This is a genomic window from Nitrospinota bacterium (assembly GCA_035528715.1).
Classification (GTDB): Bacteria; JADFOP01; JADFOP01; order DATKYB01; family DATKYB01; genus DATKYB01.
Genome location: DATKYB010000089.1, coordinates 1 through 17,433 on the forward strand (window position 1 = coordinate 1; position 17,433 = coordinate 17,433).

At 38.5% G+C, this 17,433-nt stretch carries 18 protein-coding genes; 1 reads left to right on the forward strand and 17 read right to left on the reverse strand.

All coding sequences use genetic code 11. The features are described from left to right. The 17 genes from VMW81_06530 to VMW81_06610 all read right to left on the reverse strand — a co-directional run. Window positions 1-505, reverse strand: a 505-nt coding sequence (locus VMW81_06530) for a proton-conducting transporter membrane subunit (GenBank protein HUU50595.1), incomplete at its 3' end; no start/stop codon positions are given. An 84-nt stretch (window positions 506-589) separates the two neighbouring features. Continuing rightward, window positions 590-2,218: an NADH-quinone oxidoreductase subunit M gene (locus tag VMW81_06535; GenBank protein ID HUU50596.1), complete on the reverse strand. Its 1,629-nt coding sequence runs from the start codon at window positions 2,216-2,218 to the stop codon at window positions 590-592. Window positions 2,219-2,300: 82 nt separating this feature from the next. Beyond that, window positions 2,301-4,349, reverse strand: a complete 2,049-nt coding sequence (gene nuoL, locus VMW81_06540; GenBank protein ID HUU50597.1) for an NADH-quinone oxidoreductase subunit L — start codon at window positions 4,347-4,349, stop codon at window positions 2,301-2,303. A 28-nt stretch (window positions 4,350-4,377) separates the two neighbouring features. Further along, window positions 4,378-4,680, reverse strand: a complete 303-nt coding sequence (gene nuoK / locus VMW81_06545; protein HUU50598.1) for an NADH-quinone oxidoreductase subunit NuoK — start codon at window positions 4,678-4,680, stop codon at window positions 4,378-4,380. A 27-nt stretch (window positions 4,681-4,707) separates the two neighbouring features. Beyond that, complete coding sequence (locus tag VMW81_06550) at window positions 4,708-5,229, reverse strand: NADH-quinone oxidoreductase subunit J (protein ID HUU50599.1); 522 nt, start codon at window positions 5,227-5,229, stop codon at window positions 4,708-4,710. Between the two features lie 18 nt (window positions 5,230-5,247). Continuing rightward, window positions 5,248-5,694, reverse strand: a complete 447-nt coding sequence (locus tag VMW81_06555; GenBank protein ID HUU50600.1) for an NADH-quinone oxidoreductase subunit I — start codon at window positions 5,692-5,694, stop codon at window positions 5,248-5,250. Window positions 5,695-5,708: 14 nt separating this feature from the next. Next, complete coding sequence (nuoH, locus tag VMW81_06560; protein HUU50601.1) at window positions 5,709-6,713, reverse strand: NADH-quinone oxidoreductase subunit NuoH; 1,005 nt, start codon at window positions 6,711-6,713, stop codon at window positions 5,709-5,711. Between the two features lie 18 nt (window positions 6,714-6,731). Continuing rightward, window positions 6,732-7,835, reverse strand: coding sequence for an NADH-quinone oxidoreductase subunit D (locus tag VMW81_06565; GenBank protein ID HUU50602.1), 1,104 nt, complete (start codon window positions 7,833-7,835; stop codon window positions 6,732-6,734). A 2-nt stretch (window positions 7,836-7,837) separates the two neighbouring features. Continuing rightward, window positions 7,838-8,410: an NADH-quinone oxidoreductase subunit C gene (locus tag VMW81_06570; GenBank protein HUU50603.1), complete on the reverse strand. Its 573-nt coding sequence runs from the start codon at window positions 8,408-8,410 to the stop codon at window positions 7,838-7,840. A 12-nt stretch (window positions 8,411-8,422) separates the two neighbouring features. Next, entirely contained in the window at window positions 8,423-8,899 is a 477-nt protein-coding gene (locus tag VMW81_06575; protein ID HUU50604.1) for an NADH-quinone oxidoreductase subunit B family protein, read from the reverse strand. Then, the gene (ndhC, locus tag VMW81_06580) at window positions 8,890-9,273 is read right to left on the reverse strand and encodes an NADH-quinone oxidoreductase subunit A (protein HUU50605.1); all 384 of its coding nucleotides are present in this window, start codon (window positions 9,271-9,273) and stop codon (window positions 8,890-8,892) included. Before ndhC ends, VMW81_06575 begins: the two co-directional genes overlap by 10 nt. Window positions 9,274-9,421: 148 nt before the next feature. After that, on the reverse strand, window positions 9,422-10,873 hold the full coding sequence (locus VMW81_06585) for an NADH-quinone oxidoreductase subunit N (GenBank protein HUU50606.1): 1,452 nt from the start codon (window positions 10,871-10,873) through the stop codon (window positions 9,422-9,424). Between the two features lie 4 nt (window positions 10,874-10,877). After that, window positions 10,878-12,440, reverse strand: coding sequence for an NADH-quinone oxidoreductase subunit M (locus tag VMW81_06590; GenBank protein HUU50607.1), 1,563 nt, complete (start codon window positions 12,438-12,440; stop codon window positions 10,878-10,880). Between the two features lie 20 nt (window positions 12,441-12,460). After that, complete coding sequence (gene nuoL / locus VMW81_06595) at window positions 12,461-14,383, reverse strand: NADH-quinone oxidoreductase subunit L (GenBank protein HUU50608.1); 1,923 nt, start codon at window positions 14,381-14,383, stop codon at window positions 12,461-12,463. A gap of 18 nt (window positions 14,384-14,401) precedes the next feature. Then, window positions 14,402-14,704, reverse strand: a complete 303-nt coding sequence (gene nuoK / locus VMW81_06600; GenBank protein ID HUU50609.1) for an NADH-quinone oxidoreductase subunit NuoK — start codon at window positions 14,702-14,704, stop codon at window positions 14,402-14,404. A 26-nt stretch (window positions 14,705-14,730) separates the two neighbouring features. Then, window positions 14,731-15,237: an NADH-quinone oxidoreductase subunit J gene (locus VMW81_06605; protein ID HUU50610.1), complete on the reverse strand. Its 507-nt coding sequence runs from the start codon at window positions 15,235-15,237 to the stop codon at window positions 14,731-14,733. Between the two features lie 176 nt (window positions 15,238-15,413). After that, complete coding sequence (locus tag VMW81_06610) at window positions 15,414-16,760, reverse strand: glutamate-cysteine ligase family protein (GenBank protein HUU50611.1); 1,347 nt, start codon at window positions 16,758-16,760, stop codon at window positions 15,414-15,416. Window positions 16,761-17,055: 295 nt separating this feature from the next. On the opposite strand from VMW81_06610, the gene VMW81_06615 reads away from it, so the two are divergent. After that, a partial coding sequence (locus VMW81_06615; GenBank protein HUU50612.1) for a glutathione synthase occupies window positions 17,056-17,433 on the forward strand: 378 nt, incomplete at its 3' end.

Below are 17,433 nucleotides of genomic sequence, written 5' to 3' on the forward strand. Positions count from 1 at the left end.
CACCTAACAGAAAATATTTAAGAGCGGCTTCTTGAGATTTGGGGTCTCTTCTTATAAAACCTGTAAGAACATATAGGGAAAGAGACATGAGCTCCAATCCAAGATAGATACTGATTAAATCGGCACCGGCAGACATAATGATCATGCCCAGAGTGGTGAGAATAATCAAACCATAGTATTCTCCCATATTTATCTCTTCAACTTTTAGATATCTTAGAGATATAAGAATTGTCAGTATGGTAACAACCAAAAGGAGAATTTTAAAGAATACTGAAAAATTATCAACTGCATACATCCCGCTGAAGATAATTTCATCCTTGCCCCATAAACCAAGACTGTAAAAGATAGCAATGATAAGACCCGCGAGTCCAAGCCAACCTAAAAAAGCCTTATTCTCTTTTGAAACAAATGGGTCGACTACAAATATGAGACAGCCCAAAAATGTCAGAATGATCTCTGGCATCAACAGATTCAAGTTTGGCAGCTGAGGCAGAATAACTTCCATAATCTTCTCCTTAAAATCCAGCTAAATCATATATCTTAAATGTAAAGAATTTTCATATTAACTTATACAAAGGACAATTTAAAATTACAGTCCTTTTGTATGGCTCTTTGCACGCAAGCTTTTTATGTCTGGTAAGATAATATTTTTCCCAGCTATACTGCTCCCTTTATCTGTATAACCAGGTCTAATGTTTTCAACCAGATTAATCACGGTTGGCTCCATGAGTTTAAGGAACGGCTTTGGATACAAACCGATCCAAAACATGAGTACAATGAGGGGCATCATATAAGCTACTTCTCTAAAATTACAATCCCATACTTTTTCATTTTCAGGCTTATCCAAATTGCCCAGCATCACCCTCTGATAGAGCCACAGCAGATAGGCTGCTCCTAAAATAATTCCAACTGCAGCTAAGGCCGCATAGACATAGCTTTCTTTAAATATACCGACCAATATGAGAAACTCTCCCACAAAACCATTTAAGCCGGGAAGCCCGAGCGAAGAGAGCATAGAAATGGCAAATAGGGTAGCAAATATCGGCATCTTGTGCGTCAGGCCCCCAAAATCAGCTATGGTATAGGTATGCCTTCTTTCATAGATGATTCCTGCAATAAGGAATAATGCTCCGGTACTGATACCGTGGCTTATCATCTGGATCACCCCACCAATGATTCCCTGAGGATTGAGGGCAAACACCCCTAACATAACAAAACCGAGATGGCTTACACTAGAGTAGGCAATCAGCCTCTTCAGTTCCTTCTGGCCCAAAGATACAAGTGCACCGTAGATGATTCCTATAATCGCTAAGACAGCCATAAAGGGAACGAGGGTAGCACTTGACTCTGGAAAGAGAGGGAGACTGAATCTCACAAAACCGTAAGTTCCCATCTTCAGTAAGACTCCTGCTAAGATGACGCTACCAGCAGTTGGGGCGTCTGTATGGGCATCAGGAAGCCATGTATGGAACGGAAACATAGGCACCTTTATCGCAAAGCCTATGAAGAATGCCAGGAATAAGAGATCCTGTAGAGAGAGCCCCATGAATATTGGGCTGTTAGGAACTTGGAGTTGGACAAATTTTAATGCATTGAATGTAAACTCTCCTGTAGCCGCATGATTTAAGAAGTAGAGGGAAAGGATACCCAACAGCATGAAAATACCACCAAACAGGGTAAACAGAAAAAACTTGATTGCAGAATAGAGCTTTCTTCCATGACCCCACATCCCGATTAAGAAGTACATGGGAACCAGCATGACCTCCCAGAAAACATAGAAAAGGAAGCAATCAAGGGCCATGAAGGCTCCGAGCATTCCTGTCTGCAGGAAGAGGAGACATACGTAATATTCTTTTTGTCTCTCTGTTATTGCTGCATAAGAGCAGAGAACAGAAATAGGCATTAAAACTGTTGTAAGGAGTATGAGAAGGATACTGATCCCATCAATGGCAAAGAAATACTCTATCCCTACAGTTGGTATCCAAGGGACCCTCTCTGCAAACTGCATGTGGGCAGAAGAGGGATCAAAATATTTGAGGAGTAAAAGGGAAACAGCAAGATCAACAAACGTAACGAAAAGAGCGAAATTCTTGATCGCGACTGTCTTTTCCTTGTTAAAAAAGAAAACAATGATTAATGCCCCTAAGATAGGTATGTAGCAGATTAGCGATAAGATGGGAAGACCCAAAATATTGTTAGCCATCTCCAAATTAAACATCGATCCTTCTCCTTCCTTTTTTATTCAAGTTTTTTAAGCTACCTTTTTTATTAAAAATTTATATTGACCTCTTCCTATAAATTTAGAAAAAGAGATAAAAGCTTACGATAACAAAAACTGCAAAAAGCATTACTAAAGCATAATTCTGGACTAGGCCTGTCTGGAAGAACTTAAAATTCTTAGCCCAGTTCTTAACAATCACGGAAATGCCGTTGACAGCCCCATCCACCGTATTTACATCAAAAAGTGAAGAGAGCTTGGCTTGGAAGACTGTAAATTTACTTGTTCCATTAACCATCCCATCTACTATGGGAACGTCAAACCACTGCCAAAGGATGGTTGCAAACTGTTTAGTTCGTTTTATGATGAAAAAATCATATATCTCATCAATATAGTATTTATTAAAGATAAGTTTATAAAGGACATTAAATTTTTTTGCCAATTTCTCAGGAAGAGAAGTATTCCTAATATACATATGATAGGCCACGAAAATACCTATCAAAGCAATGGTAACAGAAAGGGCCATCATAAACCATTCGAGATACAAAGAATGATGAGCCGCAGCTGCAGCATGGGCACCAGCACCATGAACAGCCTCTGATGCGTGAGCTATGCCTTGGTTTACCACGTTTGCCTCGTGATGCCCTCCACCCAAAACAGGAGCCAGAAAGGAATGGATTCTGTTTTTCCCACCAAGGGCAGCAGGAATACCGACAAGACCTCCGAAAATTGAAAGAATTCCCAGACAGATGAGGGGGATTGTCATAACACTTGGCGATTCATGGAGATGTCTGGCTACCTCTCTCTCCACCCTTGACTTTCCAAAGAAAGTCATAAATACCAATCGAAACATGTAAAATGCTGTGAGGCCCGCTGCAAACACACCAATCGCCCAGAATACCCAGTGGCCGTGCTCATTGCTAAAGGCCTTCCAGAGAATCTCGTCCTTGCTGAAGAACCCTGCAAAGGGGAATATACCTGCAATGGCAAGTGTAGCTGCCATAAATGTCCAAAATGTTCTCGGCATATGGGGTCTCAATGCCCCCATTTTCCTCATGTCCTGCTCTCCAGAGAGGGCATGGATAACACTACCAGAACCCATAAAGAGGAGTGCCTTAAAAAAGGCATGAGTCATGAGATGAAAGATGCCAGCCACAAATGCCCCCACACCACATGCCATAACCATATAACCGAGCTGACTTACTGTTGAGTAAGCCAAGACCCTCTTGATATCAAACTGGCAAAGACCAATCGTGGCAGCTATGAGAGCTGTGGCAGCACCAACAGAAGCTACAATTGTCATGGCGGTCGGAGACATAAGATACAGCGCATTACTTCTTGCAATCATATAAACCCCTGCCGTGACCATGGTGGCGGCATGGATGAGAGCACTGACAGGAGTAGGACCTTCCATAGCATCAGGAAGCCAGGGGTAGAGGGGAATCTGTGCTGACTTGCCTGTTACTCCCAGCAAGAGGAGGATAGTAATGATGGTTGCAGTTTGTGTTGATATGAGATCAGTATGGCTAAAGATATAGTGAAAATCAAGTGTGCCAAAATGGACGAACATAAGAAAGATGGCGAGTAAAACGCCTGCATCTCCAACCCTGTTAAATAAAAAGGCCTTTATTCCAGCATCGGTTGCAGACTTCTTATGGAACCAAAATCCGATAAGGAGATAAGAACAGAGGCCAACCCCTTCCCAGCCAACGAACATAAGGAGATAATTATCAGCTAGGACAAGGATGATCATGGAAAGCATAAAAAGATTGAGGTAGGTAAAGTATCGATGATACCCGCCATCCCCATGCATATAACCTACGGAATAGACATGAATCAAGAAGCCGACTCCAGTGACAACCATAAGCATTAGAGCGCTCAGCGGATCAATGAGGAATCCGAAATTGACACTCAGTGCTCCGGCCATAATCCACTCATAGAGCACAAGATCTGCTGTTTGATGATTAAAGGCAACCTGCCAAAAGATAATACAAGAAACAATAAATGATAAACCTACGGAGCCTACGGCTAAATAGTGGGTCTTTGTTTTGAGATATTTTTTCCCAAATATACCATTAATCAAAACAGCGAGTGCTGGAAATCCCGGAATCAACCAGACAAGATCTAACATAAAATCTCTTCTCCTCTGCTAAAAATCCTTACCACCTCATGATATTTATCTCATCAACATAAAGGGTTTTTCTTCCTCTGAACACCTCAATGATAATGGCCAAACCAACAGCAGCCTCGGCAGCTGCTACTGCAATGACGAAAATAGCAAATATCTGCCCCGTCACATCATGCAGGAAATGACCAAAGGATATGAGGGTAATATTCACAGCATTCAACATTAACTCAATAGACATAAGAATGATTACAGCGTTTCTCCTTGTAAGCACCCCTATTACACCGACAAAAAATAGAACAGCCCCAAACATCAAATAGTGTGAAAGAGGAACCATGTTATTCGCTCCATATTTTTAAAAAAACTATTTCTTTAAAAATCTCTTTGCTAAGATAATCGCCCCGATCATCGCAGCCAAAAGGAGAACTGATACTACTTCAAAGGGAAATAAAAACTTTGTATATAAAATAGACCCAATAACTTCTGTATTCCCGATTTGAGAAACCTTATCAGGGCTCAATTCCCCCAATGGTTTAAAGGGGGTGTCTTCTAAAGTTTTAAAAATAAGATAGGCAATCTGTGCAAAAACAACCGTTGCCAATATGATAGCCCACGGACTTTGTCCCTGCCTATATCTTATCTCTTTTGTCCTTTCAACATTAATGAGAAGAATGGCAAAGAGGAATAGGACCATTATCGCTCCAGCATAGACGAGAACCTGAATGCCTGCTAAAAGCTCTGCCTTTAGTAAAACATAAATGGCAGCAACACACAAAAAGGTCAGGACTAAAAATAGGGCACAATGGATAACATTCCTCCTCGTTATCACCATTATGGCTGAAATCGTCCCTATTCCCGCGAACAGATAGAAAAAGAGAATTTCCATCAAAAAGGCTCCCAAAATTTATTTTTTAAACTTTCTTGGTTGATGCTCTTTATGAAGTTCTTCTAAATTAAGCACCAAATCTTCCCTGTTGTATGTAGAATATTCATAGAAATCTGTACCTAAAAGGCATTTCACTGGACAGGTCTCTACACATAAATTGCAGAACAAACATCTTTCTATATTCATCTCAAACTTAGCAGGCTTTCTCTCTTTGCCTTTGCCCTCGCCTTCTAAAGTAATCACATTGTTGGGACATGCTCTTGCACATTGTTCACAGGCAATGCAGAGATCATTTCCCTCTTTGTTTAGCATTAGTTTAAAATGGCCTCGAAAAAGAGGAGCGACGACAAGGCGTTCTTTTGGGTATTGAATGGTAATCGGTGTTTTAATAATATGCCTTAGCGTCGTTTTTAGTCCTATGATCAAATCCACCAAAAAGAATGTTGATAACCATTTCTTCAACATAAAAATCTACACCTCTATGTTATAAAATAGTAAACTAGACCAGTGACACCTATGTTTATCAAAGTCAATGGAAACATGACTTTCCAGCCAACCCACATCAGCTGATCGTATCTGAACCTTGGAAATGTTGCTCGCATCCACATAAATACAAACATAAAGACTAACATCTTAAATATAAAGGCTGATATATGAAGGAGTGTTTTTATTACAGCTGGTATAGCTAAATCAGAAATAATGGGTATCCTCCATCCCCCTAAAAAGAGAATCGTTAACATTGCCGATACTATCAGCATGTTGGCGTACTCAGCCATAAAGAAATAGGCAAACTTCATCCCACTATACTCGGTATGGAATCCAGAAACCAACTCACTCTCAGCCTCTGGAAGGTCAAAGGGAACCCTGTTTGTCTCCGCTGTTCCAGCTATTAAAGCAATAACAAAAGCCAAGGGCTGATAGAAGATAAACCAGACGTTTTCCTGGGCCTTAACGATTTCTATCAGATTCAATGAACCAGCCAGCATAAGGGGACCAATAATAGCAAACCCAAGGAAAATCTCATAACTGACCATTTGTGCAGCGCTTCTAAATCCACCTAAAAGGGAATATTTGCTGTTTGACGCCCAGCCAGCCAGAACAATTCCGTAAATACCCAATGAAGAGATCGAAAGAACATAGATAACACCAATATTAATATCTGTAATGAAAAAGAAATTATCAAAAGGGATAACAGCATAGATAATTAAGGCGGGAACCAAGCACATTATAGGAGCAAGCAAAAATACCCCTTTATCCGCTTCAGCAGGAATAATATCTTCCTTAACGAAAAGTTTCAACCCATCAGCAATCGGTTGCAAAAGTCCATGAGGTCCAACCCTCATCGGCCCGTATCTCACCTGCATATGACCGATAACCTTCCTCTCCATATAGGTCATATAGGCAACTATTAAAAGAACCACTGCTAATACAGCAACGATTTTTATAAGAACAAAAATGATTTCAATGATAAAAGGCTGTATCATAAATCTTTCCTTTAATTATTATCTGTCAATCTCTCCCAAAACAATATCTATACTTCCTATTGCCGCAACAACATCTGCTACCAAATGACCATCTACCATTGTTGGTATTGACTCCATATTTGCAAAGGAAGGTGTCCTGATTTTAAGCCTGTAAGGCTTATCCGAACCATCGCTCTCTATATAGAACCCTGCCTCTCCCTTCGGAGCCTCAATCCTGAAATATATCTCGCCCTTTGGCGGTTTGATGATCCTTGGTACCTTGGCCTTTATCTCACCGTCAGGGAGCTGATTCAGCGCCTGCTTTATAATCCGGTTACTCTGTCTCATCTCTTCCAAACGTACAAGATACCTGTCATATATATCACCATTTTGGCCAATAGGAATATCAAATTCCATCTTATCATAAGCGGCATAAGGCTCGGTCTTTCTTACATCCCATTTTACACCGCTTCCCCTTATGTTTGGACCGTTCAAACTAAGATTGAGTCCTTCTTCAGCTGATATCACAGCTATATTTTTTGTCCTTTTCAGCCAAATCCTGTTTTGGGTCAAAAGGTCTTCATAGTCCTTCATCCTTGTGGGGAATATCTCAACAAATTCTCTGGTTCTCTTTAAAAATTCGTCTGAGAGATCTGTCATCACACCGCCGATACGACAGAAATTGGTAAGCATCCTTGAGCCTGTTGCATGCTCAAAGAGATCGAGTGTGAGCTCCCTTTCTCTAAAACAGTAGATAAAAACCGTCATTGCTCCTATGTCCAAGGCATGAGTGGCAATCGCAATAAGATGGGAGCTTATCCTAGCTATTTCCGCTATAATAGTTCTAATATATTTGGCTCGTTCAGGCACCTCTATACCCATCAGTTTCTCTACGGCTTCACAATAGGCAAGATTCCATGCAGGGGCAGCAACATAATCCAATCTATCTGTATAGGGGAGAAATTGTGTGTAGGTTCGACTTTCAGCAATCTTCTCAATCCCTCTATGAAGATAGCCTATTATTGGCTCAGCATTTAAAATTGTTTCACCTCGCAAGTCTAAAATTATCCTCAAAACCCCGTGGGTTGCAGGGTGTTGAGGACCCATATTGAGAATCAGTTTTTCTGTTTCTACAACAGGCATATTTATTCTCCTACGGGTTTGGCTTTTAAGCGCTCTTTAGGTGTCTTTTGATCCTCCAAGGGATAATCCTTTCTGTAGGGATGACCTTCCCAGTCATCAGGCATCAGGATTCTTTTAAGATTTGGATGCCCATCAAATTTTATCCCTAACATGTCATACGCCTCTCTCTCATACCAGTCAGCACCCTTCCAGATAGAAGTTACACTCTCTACAGCTTCTCCTTCCTTTAAGGAAAGCCTGAGTCTTAACCGAAGATTCTTGTTGACGGAATAGAGATGATAGACAAGATCAAAGCGTTCTTCTCTGTCAGGGTAATCAACCCCTGTTAGATCAGCAAGATATGTAAAATCGAGTGCTGGTTCCTCTTTGACAAATCTACAGATATCCTTTATCTTTTCCTTTTTTACTTTTATGGTTATCTCATCAAGCCTATTAGTAAAGCAGTAGGTATCGAGGATATCCTCAGTGAACCTTTCTTTTATCTTTTTCACAATCGGATTATCGTCGAGATTGATCTTTTCCTCTTGAGGTTCCTCTTTCTCTTCCCCACCCTTTTCTATATTTTCTTCGTTCACACTTTTTCCCTCTTATTTTCTTACGAATTTTTCCTTATCGATCTTTTCCTGAAGTAAAATGATACCATGCATTAATGCCTCTGGCCTTGGAGGACAACCAGGAATATAAATATCTACTGGAACTATTGCATCGGCACCCTGAACAACGCTGTATGAATTAAAAGGACCACCTGAAATAGCACAGGCACCCATGGCAACAACCCACTTGGGCTCAGGCATCTGATTATACAATTTTTTCATTACATCAGCCATTTTATGGGTAACGGTTCCTGCTACGATCAAGACATCAGACTGACGTGGAGTAGCTCGGAAGATAACACCGAATCTGTCGAAGTCAAACCTGGAGGCACCCGCACACATCATCTCAATAGCACAGCAGGCAAGACCAAAGGTAAGGGGCCAAAGTGAAGACCTTCTTGACCAATCGACCAATTTATCAACGGTTGTGGTTATGATGTTTGATTCAAATCTGTTCTGGATTATTCCCATTCCAATGCTCCCTTTTTCCATGCATAAAAATACCCAACGAGTAGGATAATGATAAAAAGCATCATCTCAATAAAGCCAAAAAGACCTATCTTTTTATAGACAACGGCCCATGGATAGAGAAATACCGCTTCGATATCGAAAAGAAGAAATAGCATGGCTATGATATAAAAACGTATGGAAAACCTCTCTTCCTTTGCACTCATAAAAAGAGGAACACCGCATTCGTATGGTGATAGTTTTTCTGCGTTTGGTTTGTGAGGCCTGACAAGAAAAGAAACAATTAATGTTCCAATAGCAAAAGCAAAACCAATGAATACAAAGATGAAAATAGGTAAATAGGGATGAATGGCCATATAATCTTTAAAAAAAGCCATCTATTCCCCCCTTCCCAATAGCTGAAAATACACTATTTTAGAGATTTTTGCTCAAAAAACCTCATTTATATAACATACTCAAATTTTTTATGCAAGGATTTTTTTTATTTTTTTTATTTAAAAAAAACAGAATCGTCAATTGTAGCTCTTATAATAATATGAAGGCATTTTGGGCTAGTCTTAGAATAAAAGAAGGCAGGAGCCCTAAATGAAGGATACCTATAGAAGTAATAACCAATACGATGGTTATATGAATTGAAGGAGATAGCTTTTCGATCTCACCTACTGATTCTTTCATATACATAAGCACAACAATTCTCAAATAATAGTATACTGAAATAAGACTATTAATCACTCCAAAAATAGCCAGCCAAATATAGCCTGCTTCGATAGAAGCACTAAATATATAGAACTTACCTATAAAACCGGCTGTCGGAGGTATTCCAGCTAATGAAAACATAAATAATGCCATTGCTCCCGCCAATAGTGGCTTTCGAAAACCCAATCCTGTATAATTTTCTATAAAGACATTCTCTTCACCTCTCTTCCCAAGAGAAATCACAACAGTAAATGCCCCAATATTCATAAATGTGAAGGCAAGCATATAAAAAAGTATGCTAGAAGTGCCGAGGTTATTAGCTGAAACAACCCCTATCAGGAGATATCCTGTATGCGCGATACTTGAATAAGCAAGCATCCTCTTTATATTTGTTTGAGATATGGCAACAATATTTCCTAAAGTCATGGTTGCAACGGATAGAACCCATAAGAGAGAAGACCAATCAACCTGTATGAGTTCGAAACTGGATCCAAATATCCTGAGCAAGGCTGCAAAACCTGCAGCTTTTGCAGCAATAGACATAAAGGCTGTAATTGTTGTAGGTGCTCCTTCATAGACATCTGGTGTCCATATATGAAAAGGAACACTCGCCACCTTGAATCCAAAACCCACAATCAAAAGGCCAATACCAAAAAAGAACATCAATCGATGTGAAATATGATTATTCTTTATTGAAAGGGCTATCTCGTCTAATCGTATGCTTCCGGTAGCCCCATAGATTAAAGCTATCCCGTATAATAAGAAACCTGTTGCAAAAGCCCCTAATAAAAAGTACTTAATGGAAGATTCAAGAGATTTTATCTCTTTCTTATCAAATCCAGCTAGTATATATAACGAAAGAGAGAGAATCTCTAATCCTAAAAAAACAATGATTAAACTCAGTCCAGAAGCCATTAAAATCATACCAAATGTGGTAAGAAGGAGTAAGGCATAATACTCTCCTGTTTCCATTCCCCTTTCACGGATATAATCAATAGATATTAAAATGACCAATGCTGTAGCAATCAGAAATACAAAGTTAAAAAACTGGGAGTAATTATCTACGACTATCATTTTATTAAAGGCATAATTTGGCCTGTTCCACAAAAGAGATGATGCTATAAAAGAAGCAACAATCCCTCCTATACAGATATAAGGTAAGTATTTCTTCCATTTAGTTGATAGGAATACATCGAGGAGTAATACAGTAATACTAAAAATAACGAGTATAAAACCTGGAGCAATATTTAATAAATCTAACCTGGAAACTGCGAAAGCCAATTCTCTATCCTTTCTTAAAACATTTTAACCTTTCTGAATTCTCTCTCCAATTAATTGACCGAAAACTTATCTTTTCAACCTTTTTAACTTTTGACAATAGATGCTGTACAGAAACATCCATTTTCCTTAAAAAGGGTGTGGGATATATCCCAATCCAAAATATCAAAATTATTAAGGGCAGCAAGACAAAGACCTCCCTTAGAGAAAGATCCTTTAATTTCTTATTCTCCGGATTTTTTAACTCACCAAACATAACCCTTTGATACATCCATAGAAGATAAACAGCAGAAAGAATCATGCCAGTGGCAGCAAAGACGGCATAAATTTTGTTAGCTTTAAATACCCCTACCAAGACGAGAAACTCGCCAACAAAACCATTCAATCCTGGCAGGGCAAGTGAAGAGAGGGTCACAATCATAAAAAAGACTGCAAAAAGTGGTATCTGTTTTGATAGGCCACCGAAGTCTTTAATCATCCTCGTATGTCTCTGTTCATATATAATCCCTACTAACAAGAAAAGAGCACCCGTGCTTATTCCATGATTTATCATCTGGATGATTCCCCCCTCCAGTCCCTGGATATTGAAGGCAAATATTCCAAGGATGACAAATCCCAGATGGCTTATGCTGGAATAGGCAACCAAACTCTTTACATCTTCTTGCATCATAGCCACTAAGGCCCCATAAATGATCCCAATAATCGCTAGAACAGCAATGAGAGGGATAAATTTTATTGATGCCTCTGGGAAAAGGGGGAAACAAAATCTTAAAAATCCATAGATCCCCATCTTCAACAATATCCCTGCCAAAATGACACTCCCCGCTGTAGGCGCCTCAACATGAGCATCAGGGAGCCATGTATGAAAGGGGAAAATAGGCACCTTTATGGCAAAACTCAAGGCAAAGGCTAAAAACAGCCATATCTGATATTTTATAGGTATAGATAACTGAAAGAGTTTAAGGAGATTGAAGGTCAGCTCCCCTGTAACTCTATAATGAAAAAAATACAAAAAAAGGATTGCAACGAGCATTAAGGTACTGCCAGCCATTGTGTAAATAAAAAACTTTACGGCAGCATATATCTTTCGAGGACCTCCCCAGACACCTATTAAGAAATACATGGGGATAAGCATGGCCTCCCAGAATATAAAAAAAAGAAAGAGGTCCAAGGCCATAAAGACTCCCAACATTCCTGTCTCTAAAAGGAGCATAAAAATCATATATTCCTTTATCTTTTCAGTAATGGCCCTCCAAGAGGAAAGGATAGAAATCATGGTCAGAAAGGTTGTTAGGAGGACAAGAAACAGACTTATGCCATCAATGCCTAAATGGTAACTAATTCCAAATCCCTCGATCCAGGGGATATTCTCAATAAACTGCATTTCATATGTTGTAGAATCAAAATAAAAAAATAAGGGGAGGGAGAGTATAAAAGTGAGTAAGGCTATCGTAAAACAAACTCCCTTTAAGAGCTCTTTTTTTTCTCTATTTAAGAAAAGGAGGATAAATACCCCTATTAATGGTAAAAAGAGTATTGATGACAATAATGGAAATCCTAGGCTATTCAAAATCTCTTCTCCATATCATATTATCTAAAAAAATAATAAGCCATAATGAAAATGCATCCTATTACCATATATAAGGCATAGTTTCGAATATAACCGGTCTGGAGCCTTTTATAGGTTTCAGACTGAACCTTTATAAAAGAAGCGATATTATTCACCAACCCATCAATGATGAATACATCAAATCCCTTCCAGAAGAAAAGTGCGGTATTCTTTAGGGGATTAACAATAATAAAATCATAGAACTCATCTATGTAGTATTTGTTAAATAATAATTGATATAAAGCAGGATACCTTTCTGCCAATCGCCTTGGAAGAGCGGGTTCTTTAACATAAAATTTAAAGGCTAAAAAAATTCCAAATACCGCTATTAACAAAGATATCACCATGAATAATATCTCAAGTCCTAAAGAGTGATGAATGGTTTCAGGAATATGAATGCTCGCAGCCCTTAAATCAAATACAGGAGCGAGGAACTCCCCTATGATATTTGCCCCTTTTATAAGCGGCATTCCAACAAAACCAGCTATTGCGGAAAAAACAGCAAGGATAATTAAAGGATATAAAATGACATTTGGGGATTCATGGATATGCTCCCTTTTTTCTTTTGCAATTCTTGATTCTCCATAGAAGGTTAAAAAGATAAGTCTGAAGATATAAAAAGAGGTTAAAAAGGCAGCAATGATTCCAATACCGCATACAAGGGTACCTCTCTTAACAAAGACCTCCCAGAGTATCTGATCCTTACTAAAAAAACCTGCAAAGGGAAATATCCCTGCAAGAGCCAAAGCTGCAATAATAAATGTCCAATAGGTCGTCGGCATATATTTCTTTAATCCCCCCATCTTTTTCATGTCCTGTTCTCCACCCAAGCTGTGGATTACGCTACCTGCAGCGAGAAATAATAATGCCTTAAAAAAGGCGTGAGTCATGAGGTGAAAGATACCTGCTGCAAAAGCACCTACACCCAACGCCAAAAACATATAGCCCAGTTGACTAATAGTAGAATAGGCTAATACCCTCTTGATATCATTCTGGGCAAGGGCTATTGATGCAGCATAGATCGCTGTTAAAACCCCAATCAACATCACGGCATTCATTGATAGAGGTGCCATTAAATAAAGAACACTCGTTCGAGCCACCATATAGACTCCTGCTGTTACCATAGTAGCCGCATGGATAAGTGCACTAACAGGCGTGGGACCTTCCATGGCATCTGGGAGCCATACATAAAGAGGAATCTGGGCGGATTTTCCAATCGCCCCCAAAAAAAGCAAAAGGGTTATTGCTGTTATCGTAAAACCACCGTAAGGAAGAATCTTTGGTGCTGAATGAAAAACAAAAGTATAATTGAGGTCTTTGAAAGTTACATAGATAAGGATAATTCCTAATCCAAAACCAAAGTCTCCTATCCTATTAACAATAAATGCCTTTTTCCCCGCATCTGAAGCAGACCTCCTTTCATACCAAAATCCTATCAATAAATAGGAACAGAGACCAACCCCTTCCCATCCTATATACATTAAAAGAAAGTTATTGGCCAAAACCAAAAGAAGCATAGAAAAAGTAAAGAGATTGAGATACGCAAAATATCGAGAGTAGCCTTTATCTCCTTCCATATATCCAATAGAATAGATATGGATAATAAAACTTACGCCTGAAACTACCAATATCATCAGAGCAGATAATGGATCTACCAGAAAACTTACCAAGGCTTTAAAATCACCTGAAACAATCCAGGGAAATAGAGTTTTTTCAAAAGACCTCTGTTCGGGAGAAAGTTGAAGAAGGCTATAAAGAATAAGGAAAGAAGAGAGAAAAGAGATTCCAATAGTTCCGCAGGAAACAAAATCTGTAAATCTTTTTGTTAAAAACTTACTGAATAAACCATTTATAACTACTCCCAATAAGGGAAAGAAAAGAACCAGCCATATATAGTCAAGCATTAACCTGTATCTCCTCTATTACCACTTCATCAGGTTTATCTCATCCACATCCTCTGTCTCTTTAAGTCGAAACAAAGCAACCACAATCGCCAATCCTACTGCTACCTCTGCCGCTGCTACCGTCATGATGAAAAAGACAAATATCTGACCATCCATGAGATTTAGATAACGGGATATAGCAACAAATGCTAGATTAACAGCATTTAACATTAACTCTATGCACATTATCATTATGATGGCATTTCGCTTAATAAGAACCCCGAAGACTCCAATTGCAAAAAGAATTGCAGTTAAATAGAGATAATAACTTAAGGGAACCATCAAAAATCACTCCTTATACCTAATACCTATGGCCTTTTTTTTCCAAAGACAACAGCGCCAATCATTGCAACAAGAAGAAGTACAGAGGCCACCTCAAAAGATAGGAGATAATCGCTAAAGAGGAGCTTTCCAAATAATTTCACCCCACCAAAAGAGCTTAGCATCTCTGAATTCAGTAAAGTTTTCTTGCTTTCTGATATCATATGAGCCGAAGCCCCAATAAGGAAAAAAAGTAAAAGTAGCGTGAAAAGAATACTAAAAAGTCTCTGGAATCTAAGTCTTTTTATTCCTTTTTCTCCCTTTAAATCCAAAAGCATAATTACAAATAGGATAAAGACCATGATGGCGCCTGCATAGATGATAATCTGCATAATTGCAAGAAATTCTGAATGTAAAAGGAAATAGAGACCCGCAATCGAGAGAAAGCATAAAACCAGATAAAGAGCACTATAGATTGGCTTATTTTGAAAAATAACCAGAAGGGCAGACAGAATAGCTACGACAGCTAAAATAAAAAAAAATATTAATTCCAATTTATATTCCTTAAACCCTTTAGATTACCCGTCAGTGGAAAGTCTCCTCCCCTCGAGCTAAAGGTATGGAACAAAAGAGTTTTTCTGACTTTTGACACAAACTCTACGATGCTTTACTTTAAAAAATATTTTTTGAAGCTATCAAACGGCAATCTTTGTGTCAAGTGTTTTCTATTCTAATAACTGCAGTATTCTATTAGCTTTTTAGGATCCCTCTTTAGCCCTCTTTCCCATTCTTTCATAAGAAGAGCAGCAGGGCAAGTTTCTTCCTCAAAAATAAGTTCTTCTAAGGAACTTAAGTATTTAGATTCATCCTCGTCATGATTTTTTCTCCTTATTTCTCCCTTCAATCCCTCTTTACTTATAGCAATCAATTCCTTGGCGAAGTCTAAGACCTTATTATTTTTAACCTTTGCATCTAATGCATATTTGCTTACATCTCTTTGAAGCTTAAGCCTTTCTTCCCAACGAAAATCCTTTACTAATCTCCATGCAGCATTCCTCGATTCATGATTATAGAGTATACCCTTCAAAAGAGTAGGTATAGACAGAATCAAGCGAGGAGGAGGAGCATCACTTCCTCTAACTTCAAGGTATTGTTTTATCCTTACCTCGGTAAAGATGGTTGTAAGATGCAATTCCCAATCCTCCAGAGTAGGAAAATATCCCTTATAACCCTTTTCTATGTAATTTTTAAAAGTTATTCCATAAAACGGAATCCACTTTCCCTCTCTTTTTATAAACATCATGGGGACATTGGCTACATACTCTACGTAATCATTAAACCCAAAATCTTGTGAAAGAGCTCCTCTAATCAAACCGCATCGATCTGGGTCAGTATTGAGCCATATATATGCTCTTCTGCTCATAAAACCATTTGGTTTACCCTCAGTTATTGGGGAATTTGCAATCATTGCGGTTACAAAGGATGATATACCCATGGATACTCTTAATTTATCCATAGCATCTTCTTCGCTGGTATAATCATAGGTTGCTTGAATCGCTGCTGTAAGCTTCATCATCTCATGACTCAGTTTTCCTTTCTCTTGTAGGTAAGGAGACATGATCCTATAACGACCCTTAGGTATCCATTTTATATCAGATTCGCTGCTGAAGGGTTGTAACCCCAAACCAAGAAACCGAATATTAAAATCCTTTGATACCCCCTTAATTTCTTTTATATAGGTATCAAAATCCTCAGCAAAGTTAGCTATACGTCTCTGGTGTAGGGAGCTTAATTCTAATTGTCCTCCAGGCTCTAGATTAATAAAGGCTCCCTTTCTAACTAAGGCAATAATCTCCCCGTCCTCATCAATAATCTCCCATCCATATTTCTCATTCATCAACCTCAGTAGACTTTCTATACCCCCCTCATCATAATAGGGTACTGCTTTACCATCTCTAGAAAAGACACCGAGCTTTTCTATTTCAACCCCAACCTTTAAATCATCAACAGATTTTCTCTGTTTTTCGAAGTATTGGGTAAGTTGGTTAAGATTGGTTATTCTCTCTTTCTTTCTCATTGATTATCAAATCTCTGATCAAGAGTTAATGAAACTGGCAAGAGGTTTCTTTAAGGAAAAGAGGATTGTTTCTAAAATAAAATCAATCATATATTAACTCCTTTGCTCCGTCAAGCCATTTAATTTCTGCGATTTATTAAGTTTTTAAAAAGATAGAAGATTTACTTCTTTTTTAAAAAATCAATGTATTCGAATATCTGATTTCATCTATGAGAATCTCAAACTTATTGACCTAAATACTTTCATTTGCTATATTTATATACCTTCAAAAATCTATTTCAAAAAAAGGGTCATTATGGAAAGACTAAGGATAGGGTTTATTATGGACCCTATGGAAAGTGTCAATATTGAAGATGATACGAGCTGTGCCCTTATAATGGAGTGTCAAAAGAGAGGACATGAAATATACTATTTACTCCTAAAGGACCTGTTTATTTTTGACAACAAGCCCCTTGCAAATCTAAGAAAGGTTATCATTGACAAGGAGAAAGGTTTTCAACTTCTTGATTTCCTTGAGAAGAAACCACTTGATGGATTAGATGTTATATTCGTAAGAAAAGACCCTCCCTTTAATATGGATTATATCTACTGTACATATATATTAGAACATATCACAAAAAAAACATTCGTTATTAATGATCCAAAAGGGATTCGAGCGGCTAATGAAAAGTTA